At 45.1% G+C, this 18,452-nt stretch carries 21 protein-coding genes; 18 read left to right on the forward strand and 3 right to left on the reverse strand.

The features are described 5' to 3' along the window. Nucleotides 1-10 precede the first annotated feature (10 nt). The 7 genes from EL268_RS02120 to EL268_RS02150 all read left to right on the forward strand — a co-directional run bounded on the left by EL268_RS02120 (nucleotide 11) and on the right by EL268_RS02150 (nucleotide 5,471). Nucleotides 11-991 (forward strand): Gfo/Idh/MocA family protein, encoded by a 981-nt coding sequence (locus EL268_RS02120; protein WP_106656010.1) that lies wholly within the window; start codon nucleotides 11-13, stop codon nucleotides 989-991. Then, complete coding sequence (locus EL268_RS02125) at nucleotides 966-1,577, forward strand: acyltransferase (protein WP_232030224.1); 612 nt, start codon at nucleotides 966-968, stop codon at nucleotides 1,575-1,577. Before EL268_RS02120 ends, EL268_RS02125 begins: the two co-directional genes overlap by 26 nt. After that, a complete protein-coding gene (locus EL268_RS02130; RefSeq protein ID WP_106656008.1) occupies nucleotides 1,574-2,680 on the forward strand; it encodes a DegT/DnrJ/EryC1/StrS family aminotransferase in 1,107 nt (368 codons plus the stop codon). The genes EL268_RS02125 and EL268_RS02130 overlap by 4 nt, the downstream gene beginning before the upstream one ends. Nucleotides 2,681-2,792: 112 nt before the next feature. Further along, the gene (flaG, locus tag EL268_RS02135) at nucleotides 2,793-3,149 is read left to right on the forward strand and encodes a flagellar protein FlaG (RefSeq protein WP_106656007.1); all 357 of its coding nucleotides are present in this window, start codon (nucleotides 2,793-2,795) and stop codon (nucleotides 3,147-3,149) included. A 12-nt stretch (nucleotides 3,150-3,161) separates the two neighbouring features. Next, on the forward strand, nucleotides 3,162-4,685 hold the full coding sequence (gene fliD / locus EL268_RS02140) for a flagellar filament capping protein FliD (RefSeq protein WP_106656006.1): 1,524 nt from the start codon (nucleotides 3,162-3,164) through the stop codon (nucleotides 4,683-4,685). Between the two features lie 28 nt (nucleotides 4,686-4,713). Continuing rightward, nucleotides 4,714-5,091, forward strand: a complete 378-nt coding sequence (gene fliS / locus EL268_RS02145; protein ID WP_106656005.1) for a flagellar export chaperone FliS — start codon at nucleotides 4,714-4,716, stop codon at nucleotides 5,089-5,091. An 8-nt stretch (nucleotides 5,092-5,099) separates the two neighbouring features. Then, nucleotides 5,100-5,471: a flagellar protein FliT gene (locus EL268_RS02150; protein WP_106656004.1), complete on the forward strand. Its 372-nt coding sequence runs from the start codon at nucleotides 5,100-5,102 to the stop codon at nucleotides 5,469-5,471. Between the two features lie 54 nt (nucleotides 5,472-5,525). On the opposite strand, the gene EL268_RS02155 is transcribed toward EL268_RS02150, so the two are convergent. Next, nucleotides 5,526-5,717, reverse strand: a complete 192-nt coding sequence (locus EL268_RS02155) for a polyribonucleotide nucleotidyltransferase (RefSeq protein WP_106656826.1) — start codon at nucleotides 5,715-5,717, stop codon at nucleotides 5,526-5,528. Nucleotides 5,718-5,877: 160 nt separating this feature from the next. On the opposite strand from EL268_RS02155, the gene EL268_RS02160 reads away from it, so the two are divergent. The 5 genes from EL268_RS02160 (at nucleotide 5,878) to EL268_RS02180 (ending at nucleotide 9,587) form a co-directional block, all read left to right on the forward strand. Then, nucleotides 5,878-6,687 carry a motility protein A gene (locus EL268_RS02160; RefSeq protein WP_106656825.1) on the forward strand — a complete coding sequence of 270 codons (810 nt, stop codon included), beginning with the start codon at nucleotides 5,878-5,880 and terminating at the stop codon, nucleotides 6,685-6,687. Next, nucleotides 6,680-7,465 carry an OmpA family protein gene (locus EL268_RS02165; protein ID WP_106656824.1) on the forward strand — a complete coding sequence of 262 codons (786 nt, stop codon included), beginning with the start codon at nucleotides 6,680-6,682 and terminating at the stop codon, nucleotides 7,463-7,465. The genes EL268_RS02160 and EL268_RS02165 overlap by 8 nt, the downstream gene beginning before the upstream one ends. 289 nt (nucleotides 7,466-7,754) lie before the next feature. Further along, nucleotides 7,755-8,546, forward strand: coding sequence for a basic amino acid ABC transporter substrate-binding protein (locus tag EL268_RS02170; protein ID WP_106656823.1), 792 nt, complete (start codon nucleotides 7,755-7,757; stop codon nucleotides 8,544-8,546). 87 nt (nucleotides 8,547-8,633) lie between these two features. Beyond that, nucleotides 8,634-9,308 carry an amino acid ABC transporter permease gene (locus EL268_RS02175; RefSeq protein ID WP_047069746.1) on the forward strand — a complete coding sequence of 225 codons (675 nt, stop codon included), beginning with the start codon at nucleotides 8,634-8,636 and terminating at the stop codon, nucleotides 9,306-9,308. Between the two features lie 81 nt (nucleotides 9,309-9,389). Further along, on the forward strand, nucleotides 9,390-9,587 hold the full coding sequence (locus EL268_RS02180; protein WP_047070322.1) for a cold shock domain-containing protein: 198 nt from the start codon (nucleotides 9,390-9,392) through the stop codon (nucleotides 9,585-9,587). Nucleotides 9,588-9,652: 65 nt separating this feature from the next. Here the strand turns inward: EL268_RS02180 and EL268_RS02185 are convergent, their stop codons facing one another. Beyond that, on the reverse strand, nucleotides 9,653-10,705 hold the full coding sequence (locus EL268_RS02185) for an HD-GYP domain-containing protein (protein WP_106656822.1): 1,053 nt from the start codon (nucleotides 10,703-10,705) through the stop codon (nucleotides 9,653-9,655). A 209-nt stretch (nucleotides 10,706-10,914) separates the two neighbouring features. Here EL268_RS02185 and hpf point away from each other — a divergent pair, with 209 nt between their 5' ends. The 4 genes from hpf to prfB all read left to right on the forward strand — a co-directional run bounded on the left by hpf (nucleotide 10,915) and on the right by prfB (nucleotide 16,131). Continuing rightward, the gene (hpf, locus tag EL268_RS02190) at nucleotides 10,915-11,478 is read left to right on the forward strand and encodes a ribosome hibernation-promoting factor, HPF/YfiA family (RefSeq protein ID WP_106656821.1); all 564 of its coding nucleotides are present in this window, start codon (nucleotides 10,915-10,917) and stop codon (nucleotides 11,476-11,478) included. Between the two features lie 199 nt (nucleotides 11,479-11,677). Beyond that, nucleotides 11,678-14,197, forward strand: coding sequence for a preprotein translocase subunit SecA (gene secA, locus EL268_RS02195; protein WP_106656820.1), 2,520 nt, complete (start codon nucleotides 11,678-11,680; stop codon nucleotides 14,195-14,197). Nucleotides 14,198-14,441: 244 nt separating this feature from the next. After that, complete coding sequence (locus EL268_RS02200; RefSeq protein WP_106656819.1) at nucleotides 14,442-14,903, forward strand: hypothetical protein; 462 nt, start codon at nucleotides 14,442-14,444, stop codon at nucleotides 14,901-14,903. Nucleotides 14,904-15,017: 114 nt separating this feature from the next. Then, nucleotides 15,018-16,131 (forward strand): peptide chain release factor 2 gene (gene prfB / locus EL268_RS02205; RefSeq protein WP_106656818.1). Its coding sequence is split into 2 segments (ribosomal slippage): nucleotides 15,018-15,098 and nucleotides 15,100-16,131, totalling 1,113 coding nucleotides; the frame shifts between segments, so codons are not numbered across the junction. On the opposite strand, the gene EL268_RS02210 is transcribed toward prfB, so the two are convergent. After that, nucleotides 16,121-17,554 carry a PAS domain-containing sensor histidine kinase gene (locus tag EL268_RS02210; RefSeq protein WP_106656817.1) on the reverse strand — a complete coding sequence of 478 codons (1,434 nt, stop codon included), beginning with the start codon at nucleotides 17,552-17,554 and terminating at the stop codon, nucleotides 16,121-16,123. The two genes, prfB and EL268_RS02210, sit on opposite strands and share 11 nt — an antisense overlap. Before the next feature lie 142 nt (nucleotides 17,555-17,696). Between EL268_RS02210 and EL268_RS02215 the strand changes: the two genes are divergently transcribed. Further along, entirely contained in the window at nucleotides 17,697-17,966 is a 270-nt protein-coding gene (locus EL268_RS02215; protein ID WP_106656816.1) for a YciI family protein, read from the forward strand. Between the two features lie 76 nt (nucleotides 17,967-18,042). Then, the gene (cccB, locus tag EL268_RS02220) at nucleotides 18,043-18,420 is read left to right on the forward strand and encodes a cytochrome c551 (RefSeq protein ID WP_106656815.1); all 378 of its coding nucleotides are present in this window, start codon (nucleotides 18,043-18,045) and stop codon (nucleotides 18,418-18,420) included. The last annotated feature ends 32 nt before the right edge of the window (nucleotides 18,421-18,452 follow it).

Genomic DNA, 18,452 nt, shown 5'->3' on the forward strand with positions numbered 1-18,452 from the left:
GTGTAAGGAAATGCAAAAAGTTATAGTTGTAGGGGCAGGGCATTGGGGGATTAATCATGTGAAAACATTTTACGAACTAGGTGCGCTTGCTGGTGTAGTAGAAACTAATGTTAGTTCACATGTAGAGTTGATAAAGGAATATCCTGATGTATCAATATTCTCTTCACTTGAGGAAGGACTTGCAGTTGAAGCCAATGGGGTTGTGATTGCAACTCCTGCGCCTACTCATTATACATTAGCGGTACAGGCGATGCTCGCTGGCAAAGATGTACTGGTAGAAAAGCCTATGACACTTTCTATGAAAGAGGCTAAATCACTGGTTGAGGTCGCCAAAAATACAGATCGAATTCTAATGGTCGGACATCTTTTGCTGTATCAACCGGCTATTCAGAAAATGAAAGAGCTTCTAGACCAAAATGTAATCGGCAAAGTTTGCTCCATTCATCAAGAGCGCATGAAGCTTGGAAGAGTTCGTTCCGTGGAAAATGTGCTGTGGAGCTTCGGTGTCCATGACATTGCTGTTCTCTTGTATTTAATTGGGAAAGAGCCTGTTTCTATACAAGTAAACGGCCAAAGCATCGTTCAACCGACTGTCGAAGACGATACGCATCTTCATTTGAACTTTGCAAATGGTATCCAAGCACATTTACGTACATCCTGGCTCTGGCCAATACAGAAGAGATCAATGGTTATTACCGGAACGGAAGGGTTTCTGGTATATGAAGAAGATAAACAGATCGTTACCTTATACAAAAAGGGTGTAGGAAGCGATTTACAAAACTGGTCTACCGGAGAGGAAATCGTTTACCAGGGTGGTACGGAAAATCCGCTAAAAAACGAATGTGAACATTTTCTTGCTTGCATACAAAGCCGAGCACTACCTCTATCAGATGGAAAGAATGGAATGGAAGTTGTTCGTATTTTGGAGCAAGCATCCAGACTCCTTGAAAAGGAGGAGAATAGCATTGAGCGACGAGTTCTTCAAGCATGAGTCAGCATACGTCGATGAAGGGGCCAAGGTCGGAAAAGGAACACGGATTTGGCATTTCTCTCATGTTATGGGTAAAGCAGAAATTGGTGAAGGATGTAATCTTGGACAAAATGTCTTTGTTGCGAATCATACACGAGTAGGAAATCATGTTAAAATCCAGAATAACGTTTCATTATATGAAGGGGTGATTTTGGAGGACTATGTGTTTTGTGGTCCAAGCATGGTTTTTACAAACGTCAAAACACCGCGTTCGGCTTTTCCACGCAACACGAGCGACGATTATTATGAAACAACAATCAAGTACGGAGCTTCTATTGGAGCCAATGCAACTATTGTATGTGGCGTAACGATTGGGAAATGGGCGTTCGTAGCAGCTGGTGCGGTTGTTACAAAAAATGTACCTGATTATGCTTTAGTGGCAGGAGTACCTGCAAGAATTATTGGCTGGGTATGCCAGTGTGGTGAAGCTTTGGCGGTTACTGCTGATTCGGAGACCGCAAAGTGTGCTAGCTGCAATCGGACCTATCGAAAAGCGGAAAGTGGAGAAATGGATATCTATCATGAAGAAGCGGAAGTGGGACAATGAGCAAAATTCCTATTCTTGACTTACAGCAAGAAATACAATTCCTTCGTGAAAAGTTGTTCACAGCATTTGAAGATGTTCTGCAATCAGGGCAGTTCATTATGGGACCACAAGTAAAAGCATTGGAGTCTGAACTAGCAGATTTTTTAGGTGTTAAGCATGCGATTACACTTAATTCTGGTACAGATGCATTGGTTATAGGATTGAGGGCACTAGGGATTGGGGAAGGGGATGAAGTGATAACGACACCCTTCACGTTTTATGCAACGGCAGAAGCGATTCAACATGTCGGTGCTAGCACAGTTTTTGCAGATATCGATCCTGTCACTTTCAATATTAAAGTAGACGGTTTGGAAGAAAAAATAACAAATAAAACGAAAGCAATCATACCAGTTCATTTGTTTGGACAAGCTGTGCAAATGGATGCACTTATGAGCTTAGCTAAAAAGTATGATTTGAAAATCATAGAGGATGTGGCCCAAGCATTTGGAGGTACATTTGGGGATTCCATGCTAGGGACTGTAGGCGATGTTGGGTGCTTCTCTTTCTTTCCTTCCAAAAATCTCGGAGCCTATGGTGACGGAGGATTGCTCACTACAAATGATGACAAAGTGGCTGAAGTCGCGAAAATGCTTCGATCTCACGGCTCGAAAAAGAAATATTACAACGAACTGGTGGGTTATAACTCGCGACTCGATGAAATGCAAGCGGCAATCCTTCGGGTAAAATTGCCGTACATAAAGGAGTGGAACGGAAAAAGAAGGCAGGCAGCTTCGTATTATACAGCTGCATTAAAGGACTTGCCCGGAATTGTAACGCCGGAAGAGAGTCCTCAATGCACTCATGTTTTTCATCAATATACGATTCGGGTTTCCGATGATCAAAGAGAATTGCTAAAGACTTACTTAGAGGAGCAAGGAATTAGCACAATGGTCTATTACCCTACACCAGTGCATAAACTTCCGATTTTTAGCGAGATTCATGAGTCTTACTCTGAGTCTGAGCAAGCTGCTGCAGAAGTGCTGAGCCTTCCTATATGGCCAAATATTCAAACCGAAGTTCAAGATCAAGTAATTACGGCAATTAAGAACTTTTTCAAACGATGAGAAATTAGCCCTATTGATATAGGGCTGATTTTTTTGTTATCGAACCAGTAAACCTTTCCTACACGTATGCCGATATCAATAGTAAAGATATTCCGCTGGGGGGAGAAAGGGAATGGATATAAAAGGGATAAATGATCCTGGAAGAGGTGCAGTTGGTTTAGAGTTGAAAAATGCAGGGGAACAGAGTACAAAGGACAATAAAACAGCTGATTCGGCAGATACGTACGGGAATGAAAAGAAGTACTCAAAAAAGGAACTGGAGAAAGAAGTAGATTCTCTCAATGATTTTTTGAAGGGAAGCACGACACATCTAAAGTTCAAATTGCATGAAAAGCTGGGTGAGTATTACGTACAGGTGGTCAATGACCAGTCCAATGAGGTTGTCAGAGAAATACCTTCAAAGAAAATGTTGGACGTTGTAGCCAAAATGTATGAAATGGTAGGAATATTGGTTGACGAAAAAAGATAGAGGTGAGTAAAAGTGGCAATTAATCGTATTTCAGGTATGGCCAGTGGTATGGATACGGAAACAATGGTTAAAGACCTGATGAAAGCTGAACGAAAGCCCTTAGACAATTTATTACGAAAAAAACAATTGGATGAATGGAAGCGCGATGACTATCGTGATATGAATTTGTTGCTTGCTACGTTTCGTGACACGACGATGCGCGATATGCGGATGCAATCTACGTACTTGAAAAAGACTGTCAGTTCTACTAACGATGCCATTGTGACAGCAAAGCAAAAAGGAAATCCTAGCTTGCCATCTTATGTCGTCGAAAATGTTCAACTAGCAATAGCTGGGAAACCTCATGCAAAAACATTTGATGCTACTGGAGTAAGTAATCCTGAGGCCTCATTAGGAAATAAATTTGAGCTTAAAATTGCTGGTGACTCAGGTGTAGAAAAGACGATTCAAGTGGCATCAACCGATTCTATGAATAGCATTATTAGTAAGATTAATAGTGTTTCCAAAGACACTGGAGTTGTCGCGAGTTTCAATCCTACCGACAAAAAATTGGTGTTTACTGCTACAAAGACTGGCGAGACAAATATGAAGTTAACCGTGGACACTACAAATGGCGGAACGAACACAATTGGTTTGGTGAACTACCAAGGCAAAAGTGGAGTAGCAGACATACCAGGAAAAGCAACCATAAATGGGACTGAACTTAGCATCCCAAGCAACATTTTTACATATGACGGGATGGAATTCAATTTTAAGCAAAGCACAGCACCTGGACAGAATTACACCATTACTTCTAATCCTGATGAGGATGCAATATTTAAATCCATTACGAAGTTTGTTGAAGATTACAATACACTAATTGATAAGCTTAACAAAAAAATATCGCAAGCTCGTTATAAAGACTATCATCCACTTTCTGATGAAGAAAAAGCGGCAATGGATGAGAAAGTAATTGAGAAATGGGAAGAAAAAGCGAAAAGTGGTTTGCTTCGTCGTGACCCCATGATTACAGAAACGCTTAATCAAATGCGTGGGGCTATCTTTAACCCTGTTTCGGATGTAAATAAAAAGTTTGACTTGCTAACAGAAGTGGGGATTTCTACTACCCGTCCAGGTGCTGAAGGTTCTGCAACTAACTATCTGGACAAGGGAAAATTGTATATAGACGAAACAAAATTGCGTAAAGCAATCCGTGAAAACGGTACAGATGTAATGGATCTCTTCACGAAAACCAGCTCTTCGACCGATCCTAAAACCAAGTTTGAGGAAAGTGGAATCGCTCAGAGACTATATAGTACATTAGGCGAAATTACAACGAAGATCACGAAAAAAGCCGGTTCAGTTGGCATGACAGATGAATCCGAATATTTTACAATGGGAAAAGACATGAAGAATTTAAAAGATCAAATTAAGCAATGGGAAAGACGCATGGATAAAATAGAGGATCGCTACTGGAGAAAGTTTACTGCACTTGAAAATGCGATGAACAAAATGAACTCTCAAAGTGCGTGGCTCGCACAGCAACTTGGTGGATGACAGATGACAGTAAAGGGGCGGTAATGATATGAGTATTAATGCAGCGCAAGCATATCAAACGAATCAAGTTACAACAGCTCCGCCTGAAGAACTAACCTTAATGTTATACAACGGCGGTATTAAATTCCTTCGTTTGGCGAAGGTAGCGCTTCAAGAAAAAAAACTGGATAAGACGCATGAGAATGCAATGAAAGTCCAAGCTATTTTGGGAGAACTCTCTAGCACTCTCAATCTTTCCTATCCGGTTGGTGAGCAAATGGCTGCTATGTATGAATATATGTTGCATAGGACTATTGAAGCCAATATGAAAAAAGATGCTGAAATTTTTGATGAAGTAGAGGACTTCTTTACACAATTTCGTGACACATGGAAGCAAGCAATTGCTTTGAACAAGAATAAGGGATGAGAGATGATATGAAGGAATGGACGGAAGTCTCATCTCTATTGGAGCAATTGCTTTCAGCATCGAAAGAACTTCGTAACAAAATATTTGCAGACGATGATGATATTGAAGGATGGACAGGCTTGATTGATCAAAGAGAGGATATTATTAAACAGATTTCCAAGTTGCAAAATCAGGGTGCCATTGTAACAAATGAGGATAAGGAACGTTATCTCCAAAAAGTGTATGAGATCGATCTGCAAGTTTTTCCTTTGCTAGAGAAAAAGTATGATAATTTGGATAGACAATCGAAGAACATCCAAAAGAGTATTATGGTAGGAGCAAAATATGGATCTTACGGAAATATAAATCCATATGGGGCTTACTTCGATAAGAGGAACTAAAGGTTCAAAGGCCTGTAAAAACTGAACTTCAGTTTTTACAGGCCTTTGATCGTACTATACACTAATATCTATTTGCTTTCCTAATGTAGGATGAGAAGCCTGTACTGTGGCTTGGGCTTTTGAAAAATCATCCAACATTACGGTAGCTCCAGCTGCTTGTGATGCTTGAGCCATGTTCATGATACTAAGGCTTACGGTGTGCTGGAGTTGGCTTAATTGCCCACTCATGATTGAATTGATGTCCATAGTTTATATCTCTCCTTTCTATAGGGACTATTTCATTACTATTATCGGATTGGAAAACCTTTGCTATAATATTAAAATTCAAAACAGCCGATATACCAAAAGAAAACCTATTTCACTGCTAACAGTTACAAAGGAAGAAAACCAGGAAGGTGAATCACTTTTGTCCACAAAACGCCGCTCACTCGTCTTAATCGGAGCCGTCCTCCTCATCTTCATACACGCGGTCTACCTAAACGGAACCCTATCGGACCTCCTCAACGTAACCGCCATTGAGCTAGTCGCGCTCTCCGTAGTCATGTCATACGCAGTCAAACGCAAGCATCTCGACTTGAAAAAAATCTGGCGCTTGCTCATCCACGGTCGTCAAAGCAACGTCGAAGAAACGATCAAGCGCTTCTACTACTACGCGCTCGTCCAGAAGGAACAGGGCTATATCGCGCTCGAAAAGGAGCTGCAACAGGAAACCGATTCGTTTGTCCAACGAGGATGCCTGCTGGCGATCGAGGGTGTTCCAGAAGAAGAACTGCGCTTGATCCTGGAGAACGAGCTCAAGGGTGAGCAGTATCGCTACCAACAGTCAGCAGGTTTCTTCCGCCTCATCAGCTTGCTTGCGCCGGGGATGGGGCTGGTCGGTACGCTCTTGGGGATGACGGGCGTACTGAAGTCGCTTGAAGACATGGCCTTGACCGGACACAGTCTGAGCGCAGCGGTCGTAGCGACGCTGTATGGCGCGCTCTTGGCGAACTTGTTCGCGTTGCCATGCTACTACCGCCTGATGGATCTGTACGACCGGGAAATGTTTGAAAAGCGTCTTTTTATCGAGGGTTGTGTTGGTCTCCAGCGCATGGAGACACCACGCTTATTGTTTGAAAAGCTGAACTCATTCTTGCCAGGTGACCAAAAGCTGGTGCTGATTAAAGAGGCAGGCAGCATGAAGGGCACGATTGAAAGGCAGGACCGCTATGCATGACGAACGGTTATACGACGAAAAGGAACTAGAAAAAAGCTGGCTGCTCAGTTACAGTGACCTGATTACGCTGTTGTTCGTGATCGTGATTATTATCGCGGCGATGCAGACGAAGAGCATTCAGTCACAAAAGGAAGAGGTCCAAAAGGAAAAAGCGAGCTTGGAGCAGGTGCATGAGAGTCTCGACCTGCTCAACCTGCAAAAGCTGGAGCTGCAGCGAGAGGTCTACCAATTGGAGGCCCGCCAGAAGGAGCTCAAAGGCGAAAAAGAAAAAGAAGGCTCCGAAGACACCGTAAACATGCCGAAGCCGCCAATGGGCATGTCTGACTCGAGTGAGCGCGATATGGAGACGGTGCGCAACCAGCTATCCTCCGCTTTGGCTGAGCTGAATCTCGACTACGAGGAGAGCGAAGAAGGTTTGCGTATCCGTTTGCCGGAAACGATTTTGTTTACGAGTGGTTCGGCAGACTTACAGCCCCAAGGGAAGCAAGTCGTTGGGACGGTAGCAGGGGTTTTGAAGCGCTTTGAGCACAAGGTGCGAATCGAGGGTTATACGGATGATGTGCCGATATCTCGCAGTTCTTACCAATCGAACTGGGAGCTGTCCTCGGCGCGCGCTATTTCAGTCATGCGTGAAATGGTTGATGCGCACTCCTTGCCAGCGTCTCGTTTTACAGTGGCAGGCTTGGGCGAATACAAACCGCTTGTGGACAACTCCAACGCGGAGAACCGCGCGAAGAACCGCCGGGTAGAGATCGTGATTTTGGGGGAAAAAGAATAATTCATTATTTTCAGATAAAAGCAGGATTTTTATATGCAGGGTAGAACTATATCCCGTATATATGAATCCTGTTTTTTTGCTGCTATACCTACTTATACTCCCCATTCGTTCCCCTTACTTTCGTACTAAAGTGGCAGAATATACAGGAAAATAGTTATACCCAGCTTGTGCACAAGGTCATGTGGATAATGTGGATAACTCTGTGGAGAACGCAAAAAATCCGTGATTTTCATGTGGACATCGCTGGGGACAAAATGGGCAGATAGAGAGACACAAGGGGGATTTCGAAATGCGTATCGGGACAAATTGGTTCAAATCGCTCGCGTTGGTCGTCGGTGTGGGGGTACTCCTCGCAGGCTGTGGATCGGGTGGTCAGCAAACGTCTGGCAGTGGCGGTTCGGGTGACAAGGTGTACGTAGTCGGTACAGATGCGGCATATCCACCGTTCCAAATGCTTGAGGCAGACAAGATTAGTGGCCACGACATCGATGTGATGAACGCGATCGCGGAAGCTGGCGGATTCAAGATCGAGTGGAAAAACACCGGGTGGGACCCGCTTTTTGATGGACTGGACAAAGGGACGGTTGATATTGGAATCTCGTCTATTACGATCACGGAGAAGCGCAAGGAGAAATACGATTTTTCGGACTCATACTTTGAAGCGAATCAACTCATTCTGGTAGCGGAAGATTCTCCAGTGACGAAGCTTGCGGATTTGAAAGGCAAGAAGATCGGGGTTCAAGCTGCGACCACGGGTGAAGAAGTGGTCAAAAAAGCGTTTGGAGATACGTACGAAGGCTTGAAAGGCTATGACGACATGCCATCCTCCGTCGATGACTTCTTTAATGGGCGGGTCGATGCAGTGATTGGTGACAATGGCGTTTTGTCCTACTACGTGAATAAAGTAAAAGATAAGAAGTTTAAGCTCATTAAAGATGATACCTTTGAAAAAGAATTTTACGGAATTATCGTGAAAAAGGGCAATACCGATGCGATGAACAAAATCAACGATGGATTGAAAAAGATAAAAGAAAATGGAAAGCTGCAGGAAATTTACACCCAGTACTTTGGCAATAAGTAGGCAGTAAAATGGCCGGGTGCGTCCTTACGACGTAGCCGGCGTTTGTTCGCAACTTGGCTTGCTGACATAAGAAGGGAGGATTAGCCATTGGACTGGAGTGTCATCTACGACTATCGAGAGCTGTTTATCCGAGGCATTATTAATACGATTTTACTAACGGCAGTGGCTACGGTTTGCGGAACATTTTTGGGGTTGTTCATCAGCTTGGGCAAAATGTCCTCCAAGCGAATCTTGCGTTGGACCTGTTCGATTTACGTAGAGCTGTTTCGGGGAACACCGATGTTGGTCCAAATTTTGCTGATTCATTTTGCGGTGATTCCGTCGATTTGGGGTATTCTGTATCCGGGAGCGAGCAGCCCGGAAGCAATTTATTCAGGCTTCGTCGCGCTATCGCTCAATGCGGCTGCCTATATGGCGGAAATCTTTCGGGCTGGCATCCAATCCATTGATCCGGGGCAAATGGAAGCGGCACGATCACTTGGCATGAACAAGGGCCTTGCGATGCGCCAAATTATACTTCCGCAAGCGTTTACACGAATGCTGCCTGCGATCGGAAATGAGTTTATTGCTCTCTTGAAAGATTCGTCCCTTCTGGCAGTGATTGCGACACCGGAATTGAACTACGCAGCCATGAACGTGGCGAAAAGTACATTTGAGCGCTACCCCCCGTATTTAACGGAAGCGGCGGTTTACCTGGTACTTACGTTGTTCTTGTCCCGTGTAGTCGTGAGAGGACTTGAGAAAAAATACTCCACACGGTAATGAGCGTGTGGAATGAATCGCCTGAATCAGGGAAAGCTAAACGTGATTTTATTTTCACAAAAGAAAGGGTTGTGCTGTTTCATGCAAGGCAAAGTAAAATGGTTTAATGCAGAAAAAGGCTTTGGCTTTATTGAACGAGAAGACGGTGATGACGTATTCGTCCATTTTTCGGCGATTCAGTCGGATGGGTTTCGTTCGTTAGATGAGGGACAGGCTGTAGAATTCGACATTGTAGAAGGGGACCGAGGTCCACAAGCGGCGAACGTCGTGAAGTTATAAACGAAACAATAGCAAAATCCCCCTGTTTCCTTGATAGGACAGGGGGATTCGTTTTTTCCACGTGTTTAACTGATCATTCTTTGAATGCTTAGGGAACGCTGCAATCTCAGGTCTATAAAATCATTACCTCTACGAACGAGAGGGCGCATAGGCTCATCAGTATGAATCATAATGATTTCGACGTGGTCGCCATTGTTCAAAAGCGCATGGGAGCCGACGTAAAGTAAGATAATGTAATGGATAAAACGAGATACAATCATCGGATTTAATTGGCCTGAACAAGCTAACTCCCACAGAACATTCGCGGCTTCAAAGGGAGAGGTTCCCTTCCGATACACGCGATCTGCGCATATTGCATCAAATACGTCTGCGACACTGATGATTTGGCATTCTAAAGGGATGCCATCTTTTTTTCGTCCAAGGGGATATCCACTTCCATCCCAACGTTCGTGGTGCATCAGAGCGCATTGTGCCAGCAAATTGTCGGCATCGTCCATCTTGCGCAGGAGCTCGTAGCCGTATACGGTATGCTTTTTCATAATCGTATACTCTTCGTCTGTCAAACGCTCTGGCTTGGACAGCACCTCATCGGGAATTTTCATTTTGCCGATGTCATGGAGAAGACCTGCAAGGCCCAAAAAATGAACATCACGTTGTGGCAATCCTATGATTTTTCCGATTAAGGCTGCCACGATACCTACATGCAGGGAGTGGCGATACGTATAACTTTCTATTCCTTCATTCAAATAAATGAAGCGCAGAAATCTCATGTGATGAAGAACTTGATCGAGCATAGGATGAACAGCGTCGCTAAATTGTTGCAGTCGGGGGGTATCCCCATTTGCGAGCTGGTTAAATAAATACTCGGTTTTTTGTACGGCTACCATATAAGCCTTTGCAGCCTCTGCCTCACTCCAATGAAGGAGAGGAAAAGGCATTTCGGGTGCTTCCGAGTCAGTAGTGACGTGTACGGCTTCCACCTGGTGAGCCTCTAAGAGTCGTATATCACTTAGATGAAGGATTGCACCAGCGGGTAATAAAAGCAGGCCGTACTCGTTGTAGACGTCTTGAGCGAGCGTTGTTCCGATAAGTGAATGGGAAGGTTTTACCTCGGCCATGAGGATTCCTCCAGTGCGATGTACGACCGCGATATAAGATAGGATGACTACCTCTCCTATTATAGCATAGGGAATCTAGTAAGTATTGGTAAAATAATGTCGGATATTGATGGTTTGTAAAAGATTTGCAAAGATTTTTTTAAGCTGAGTGGAAGGATTATTTACAGAAGTGCCGAATACGTATGTATAGACGGAAGGAGGTTGGAACCATGAAATTTAACATTCGTGGAGAAAACATTCAAGTCACCGCTGCGCTTAGAGAATATGTCGAAAAGAAAGTCGGCCGTCTGGAAAAGTATTTTGAAACTCCACAGCCTACAGAAGTACAAGTCACCATGCATGTACATCGCGGAGAAGGCACGATCGAGGTAACTATCCCACTTAGTGGGGTCATTATCCGAGCGGAGGAAACGCACGAAGATATGTATGCTGCTATCGATCTGGTAGTAGAAAAGCTGGAACGTCAGATTCGCAAACACAAGACGAAGCTGATGCGGAAGCTGCGAGTGGATTCGACAGGAAGAATCGCACAGCGCGAGAGTCAACCAGTAGCAGTCATGATCCCGGATGTGGATGAAGAGGATATCGACATTGACATCGATATCGTTCGAACCAAACGCTTCGATCTGAAGCCGATGGATGCACAGGAAGCGGTCATGCAGATGGATATGCTGGGACACAGCTTCTTCGTTTTCCAAAACAGTGACACCAATGACGTCAGTGTGGTGTATCGCCGAAATGATGGGCGTTACGGATTAATTGAACCAAAATAACGAAACTTTACACATTCTCATTCGTATAAGACTAGGGAGTTGCTATTGGCAACTCCCTTTACTTGTGTAGAGGATGCTCTATTTGATAAAATATCTTTTTAGAAAGTATTATTTTCGTAGAATCGGTATTTTTTTTTATTATCTGGACTCATGCCGGCTTGTGCATTTTTGTTTGGCAGCATATGGAAGGGGTGTCCTCATGTTAGGACTCGTTAAAAAGATATTTGGCGATAGCAATGAACGTGAAGTAAAGAAGATGTTTAAGCGTGTAGAAAGTATCAACGCGCTGGAACCAACGATTAAGGCACTCTCGGATGACCAATTGCGGGAGAAAACAGCTGAGTTTAAGGCTCGCTTGGCAAATGGAGAAGAACTGGACAAAATTTTGAATGAAGCGTTTGCCGTTGTACGTGAAGCATCGATCCGTGTACTGGGTATGCGTCACTTCGACGTCCAGATGATTGGTGGTATGGTTCTTCAGGAAGGCCGTATCTCCGAGATGAAGACGGGTGAAGGTAAAACGCTGGTTGCGACACTGGCGACATACCTGAACGCCTTGATGGGAAAAGGCGTCCACGTCGTTACCGTGAACGAATACTTGGCTGAGCGTGACTCGACTATCATGGGTAGGCTGTATAACTTCCTCGGACTGACAGTTGGTTTGAACAAGAATGGACTGAGCCCGGAAGAAAAACGCGAAGCATACGCGTGTGATATTACGTATGGTACGAACAATGAGTTTGGTTTCGATTACCTGCGTGACAATATGGTTCTGTACAAGGAACAAATGGTGCAACGTCCGCTCTTCTTCGCTATCATCGACGAGGTGGACAGCATTTTGATTGACGAAGCACGTACGCCGTTGATCATCTCCGGTTCTGCTAACAAATCGACAGAGCTGTACTACATCTGCTCGCATTTTGTGAAACGATTGGAAGAAGAAAAAGATTTCACCATCGATGAGAAGCTGAAAATCGTCAACCTCACAGATGAAGGTGTGAGCAAAGTCGAACAGGCATTCAACATTGACAACCTGTACGATACGGCACATATCACTTTGAACCACCACATTACGGCGGCATTGAAAGCACAAGTGCTGTTCAAGCGCGATGTCGATTATGTGGTGCAGGAAGGCGAAGTGGTGATCGTTGACGAGTTCACCGGACGTCTAATGGTTGGACGTCGTTACAGCGATGGCTTGCATCAAGCGATTGAAGCCAAAGAAGGTCTGCGTGTCCAAAGCGAGAGCATGACACTGGCGACCATTACTTTGCAAAACTACTTCCGTATGTACGAGAAGCTGGCGGGTATGACAGGTACAGCGAAGACGGAAGAAGAAGAGTTCAAAAAGATTTACGGTCTTGATGTTGTGGTGATTCCAACGAATAAGCCTGTACAGCGTATCGATTCACCTGACCTTGTTTTCAAAACAGAGGCAGCCAAATATCGTGCGGTTGTAAACGACATTGTCGAGCGCCACAAAAAGGGCCAACCGATCCTGGTAGGTACCATTTCCATCGAAAACTCGGAGCGTTTGTCTCAAATGCTGAAGCAAAAAGGCGTACCGCATAACGTATTGAACGCGAAGCAGCATGAACGCGAGGCGGAAATCGTTGCACGTGCAGGTGTGTACGGAGCGGTTACCATTGCGACAAACATGGCGGGTCGCGGTACGGACATTCAGCTTGGCGAAGGTGTTGCGGAGCTGGGCGGTCTTCATATTATCGGTACAGAACGCCACGAGAGCCGTCGGATTGACAATCAGCTGCGCGGTCGTGCCGGTCGTCAGGGGGACCCGGGTTCATCCCAGTTCTTCCTCTCGATGCAAGATGAGCTGATGCGTCGTTTCGGTGCGGACAATATCATGAATATGATGGATCGTTTGGGGATGGAAGAGGATATGCCGATCGAGAGCCGCCTGGTTACTCGTGCGGTAGAATCCGCGCAGAAGCGTGTAGAGGGATCGAACTTCGATGCACGTAAAGGCGTTCTCCAGTACGACGATGTGATGAATCAGCAGCGTCTGGTTGTCTACAAACAGCGTAAAGACATCCTGGAACAGGAAAATCTCAGCGATGTTGCTTTGAATATGATCTATGCAGTGGTGGAGCGTGCAGTGTCTCTGCATTGTCCAAAAGAAGAGGTACCAGAGGATTGGGATCTGCAAGCAATGGCCGATGCTGCCAATAATGGGTTCCTCCATGAAGAAACGATTACGGCTAAAATGCTGAAAGGCATGGAAGCAGAAGAAATTCTCGAGTTGTTGAAGGCAGAAGTCGATAAGCAGTACAAACAGCGTGAAGAAGAAATCGGCGAATCGATTCGCGAGTTTGAAAAAGTCGTCATTCTGCGTGCTGTCGACAGCAAGTGGATGGATCACATCGATGCGATGGATCAGTTGCGTCAAGGGATTCACCTGCGCGCCTACGCACAGAACGACCCGCTTCGTGAGTACCAGTTCGAAGGATACGAAATGTATCAAGGTATGCTGGCTGCTGTTCAGGAAGAAGTCGCTATGTATATCATGAAGGCTGAAGTCAGCCAAAACCTGGAGTGTCAGGATGTCATTCGCGGTCAAGGAATCGACCCGGACAACTTGCAAACTTCCGGACCATCTGATCGTCCAGATCCAGAGACCTCCGGTGATGCTGATCCAAAGAACCGTGCACAGCGTCGCGCTCAGGAGCAAGAACGCAAACGCCAAAATAAGAAACAATAGCAATGACAGAACATTCTTCTCGTATCGGCAAATTCGGTACGAGGGGAATGTTTTTTTCTTGCCCATTCCTAATGCCTTGACAGTATTCGTCCTCATCTATTCTTCCTCGTCTAATATAAACGATCTATTTGTCTAACACTGGTAAATGTGATCGAACGATTCAAGTGGTAATTATCTGAAAAATAAATAGAATCGTAAGTACAACACTTTTACCAAAAATTCACGAAGACGGGGGAATGAACAAATGAGAACGTCAGTGAACGTGATGGGGATACAAACGAAGAATATTATGGAGCGCATTTCCGTTACTTTAAAAGCAGTCCTAAAGACAGGAAAAGAAAATAAAAAAGTACAGCTCATTGAAAAGGAGGAGGGAATCGAATTACCGAGAGTCATCTCAGCGCAAGACCCGGTCTTTGAGGACAAGCGACTGATGGAGGAAATTCCGGAGCCGAATTGGAATGAGGCTTTGATCGCACCGCCGAATGGCATGGTGGATCGAACGCGTGAAAGTCCGCTAGCCAAAAAATATCGGAAAACGCACAACTGGAAGCGACAAGCTGTCATCAAGCAAGCTTACCAGCTGAGAGCAAGCGAAGCTCGGCGTACCCATCTCCATCTGGTTACTGCACCACAGGCGGAAAATAAACAACCACATGAAATCCGAGACCTGAGATCCTCGCCATCACCACCGGTGGCAACGTGATAAAGTGTAGCGGCGAAGTCCCTTTTCTAAATGCGACAAGCTGCCGTATTTGCGCATCTGGCAAATTACGTTACAATAAAACATAGCTTACGTAAAGAGAAGGTGATTCGCAACATGGCATTAATCGATATTGCGGACATCAAACAAGAGATGTCTAGCATGGCTAAGCGTTTAGCGGATATCAGGGGGTCTCTTTGACCTCCCAGTAAAACAGGAACGAATCGGTGAACTGGAAGAGCGCATGCTGGCACCCGATTTTTGGGATGACAATGATGCCGCGCAGAAGACGATCAGTGAACTGAATGCAATCAAAAGCCTCGTAGAGACGATGAGCAAGCTGGATTCTCAGTACGAGGATCTCCAAGTGATGCTGGAGCTCGTCATCGAGGAAGGGGATTCGTCCCTCATTCAAGATCTGTATGACAGTACGCAGGAGCTGCGGAAGTCATTTGAGAGCTTTGAGCTGGAATTGCTTTTGAGTGATGAATACGACAAAAACAACGCCATTCTGGAGCTGCATCCGGGCGCGGGTGGTACAGAGTCCCAGGACTGGGCGTCCATGCTTCTGCGTATGTATACACGTTGGGGGGATGCCAAAGGCTTCAAGGTTGAGACATTGGATTATTTGCCTGGCGATGAAGCCGGTGTAAAAAGTGTTACTCTCCTCATTAAGGGTTACAATGCGTATGGCTACCTCAAATCAGAAAAAGGGGTTCATCGTCTTGTGCGGATATCTCCGTTTGATGCCTCTGGACGTCGTCACACATCGTTTGTGTCTTGCAACGTCCTGCCGGAGATCGAAGACGATAATGCGGTAGACATACGTACAGAAGACCTGAAAATCGATACGTATCGTTCCAGTGGTGCGGGTGGTCAGCATATCAACACGACTGACTCCGCTGTACGGATTACTCACTTGCCTTCTGGAATTGTGGTGACGTGTCAAACAGAACGCTCCCAGATTAAAAATCGGGAGCGCGCGATGAAGATGCTGACGGCACGACTGTTTGAGAAAAAACGGGAAGAACAAGAGAAAACGTTGGCCGCTATTCAAGGGGAACAAAAAGATATTGCATGGGGCAGCCAAATTCGTTCCTATGTTTTCCACCCATACAGTCTGGTAAAAGACCACCGGACCAATATGGAGGTAGGAAACGTTCAAGCAGTCATGGATGGTGATATTGATTCGTTTATCGATGCCTATTTGCGCGCGCAGATTAATCGTTAAACGAAACAATAGGCTTCAAGGCTTTTGGTATGGAAATCGATACGGTGGTTCCTTTGCCGACATCACTGGCGATGTCGATTGTACCGCCGTGATCGCGAATGATTTTTGAGCTTACCATTAACCCCAGGCCAGTTCCTGTTTCTTTTGTACTATAAAAAAGCTCTCCTAATCGGGGAAGCAGCTCGGCAGGGATGCCTTGTCCTTGATCGCTGATTCGGATGATTACATCGGAAGAGCGCTCTACAACCTTGATTGTGAGATTTCCACCTGACGGCATGGCTTCCATGCCGTTTTTTATGATGTTTATGAAGACTTGCTTGATTTGATATTCCTCACACAATATGAGGGACGTGACTTGAGGAAAATCAGTGAGAATGGACACATTTTTAAGAAGTGCTTGCGGTTCCAAAAGTTTAATGACAGACGAAAGCAATGGCAAAAGGCCGTTGGGAGCAAATCGCAACGCTTGCGGCTTCGCCATTATCAAAAGCTCACTGGTAATCGTAGTGATCCGATCGATTTCGGATCGCATAATTTGCAAGTATTGCTGATTGGCAAACTTGTCCCCTTCCATGAGTTGAATAAATCCTTTCAAGGCCGTAAGTGGATTGCGAATTTCATGGGCGATCCCCGCGGCAAGCTCACCTAGAACGGACAGCTTGTCAGAGTAACGAAGCAATTCTTCTGATTGCCGACGTTCTGTAATATCACGTGCGACAAAAACCGTGCTGAGAATACGACCGTTCGAACAAATATCAGGTGTTCCTTTCACATCGAACAGCAACATTCTACCGTCTGGGTGCAGGTAATGGTACTCGGCGTCGAGTGTGATCTTCTGCTTCATCATTTGAGCAAAATCGTTCTTGGCGTTGGCTACTTGCTCAGGATGAACCAAGATCGAAAAATGCTGGTTGATCACTTGATCAATCGTGAGGCCACTAACCGCCTGAACAGAAGGGGAAGCGTAGGTAATAATTCCATCCACATTTACGATAAAAATCAAATCCATAATGTTTTCGGATATTAACCGAAAGTTCTCTTGCATTTGGTGAAGAGCCTCTTCCATTTTCTTTTGCTGCGTGATGTTTTTGGCAATGGAATAGCGACTGATGATTTCGCCGTTTTGAAAAATGGGAAAGCTGGAAGCGATAATATCCACAACCTGCCCGTTTTTATGAAGCAATTGGTAATACTTATTTTTTCTGATTCCTGCAGAGAGGATTTGTTGTTTCTTACTGTCGAGACCTTCAGTAGAAGCGAGAATTTCCCAAATTTGCATGCGCAGCAATTCTTGAGAGGTGTATCCTACCAATGCTTCACCAGCAGCGTTTACGCCTGTGAATCTGCCCTGCATATCGAACATGAAAACAGCGTCAGGATTGTTGTGGAAGAGAGATGTATATAACTGTATCTGCGTGTCCATACCTATCCGCCTCTCTGTTGCTACTTGCTACCTTTGAATCGTTCGCTGTAGAAAGGAAAAATCCTACCAGACTAAAGTCTGTATTCATAATTATGTTATACTTCATGAAAGAATAAGGTCATGAAAAAGGAGAGAAACCGTCATGTTGTATGCCGCATTTTTGCCAATCGTGAATCAAGAGCTGAATGCTCAAGTAAGACCTGCGCATCTTACGTATATCAATGATTTGTACAAGCAGGGAAAAGTGCTCATGGCAGGACCCTTCACAGATAAGCTTGGCGGATTGGTTATTTACAAAGCGGATTCTCTGGAAGAAGCTCGTCAATTGGCTGAGGCTGATCCAGTTGTCGTGGAAGGTGCACGGACGTTGGAGTTACGTGAATGGAGCCCGTTGGAATTTCCTCTGTCCTAAATGGTTGTAGCAAGAATGAGAAGTGGTAGTCGGAGGCATACTTAGCGAAGAAATCCGAATAAAGGAGGGAACAGCCTTGAAACGTATTCCACTCGTTTTGACAGCGGCTGTACTCGCATTCTCGCTAAGTGCCTGTGGCGGAAATCAGCAAACACAGCCGCCAGCCAACCAACCAGCAACAGAGGCTCCGGCTACAGAAACTCCGTCAACCACGGCACCATCTGGCGGCTATGATGCAGCAACTGCAGAAACCATGTACAAAAATACCTGTTCAGGCTGCCACGGACAGACGTTGGAAGGGGCAGTTGGACCGAACTTGCAAAAGATCGGCAGCCAGTTGAACAAGGACGAGATCATGGGCATTTTGGAAAAAGGAAAAGGATCAATGCCTCCGGGTCTCGTCACCGGAAAAGATGCAGAAAACATCGCTGCATGGTTAGCGGACAAAAAGTAAACAGGGCAAGAAACCAGCGCTCGAGCAATCGG

Origin of the sequence: Brevibacillus brevis (assembly GCF_900637055.1) — a bacterium.
In the GTDB taxonomy this organism is placed as follows: Bacteria; Bacillota; Bacilli; order Brevibacillales; family Brevibacillaceae; genus Brevibacillus; species Brevibacillus brevis.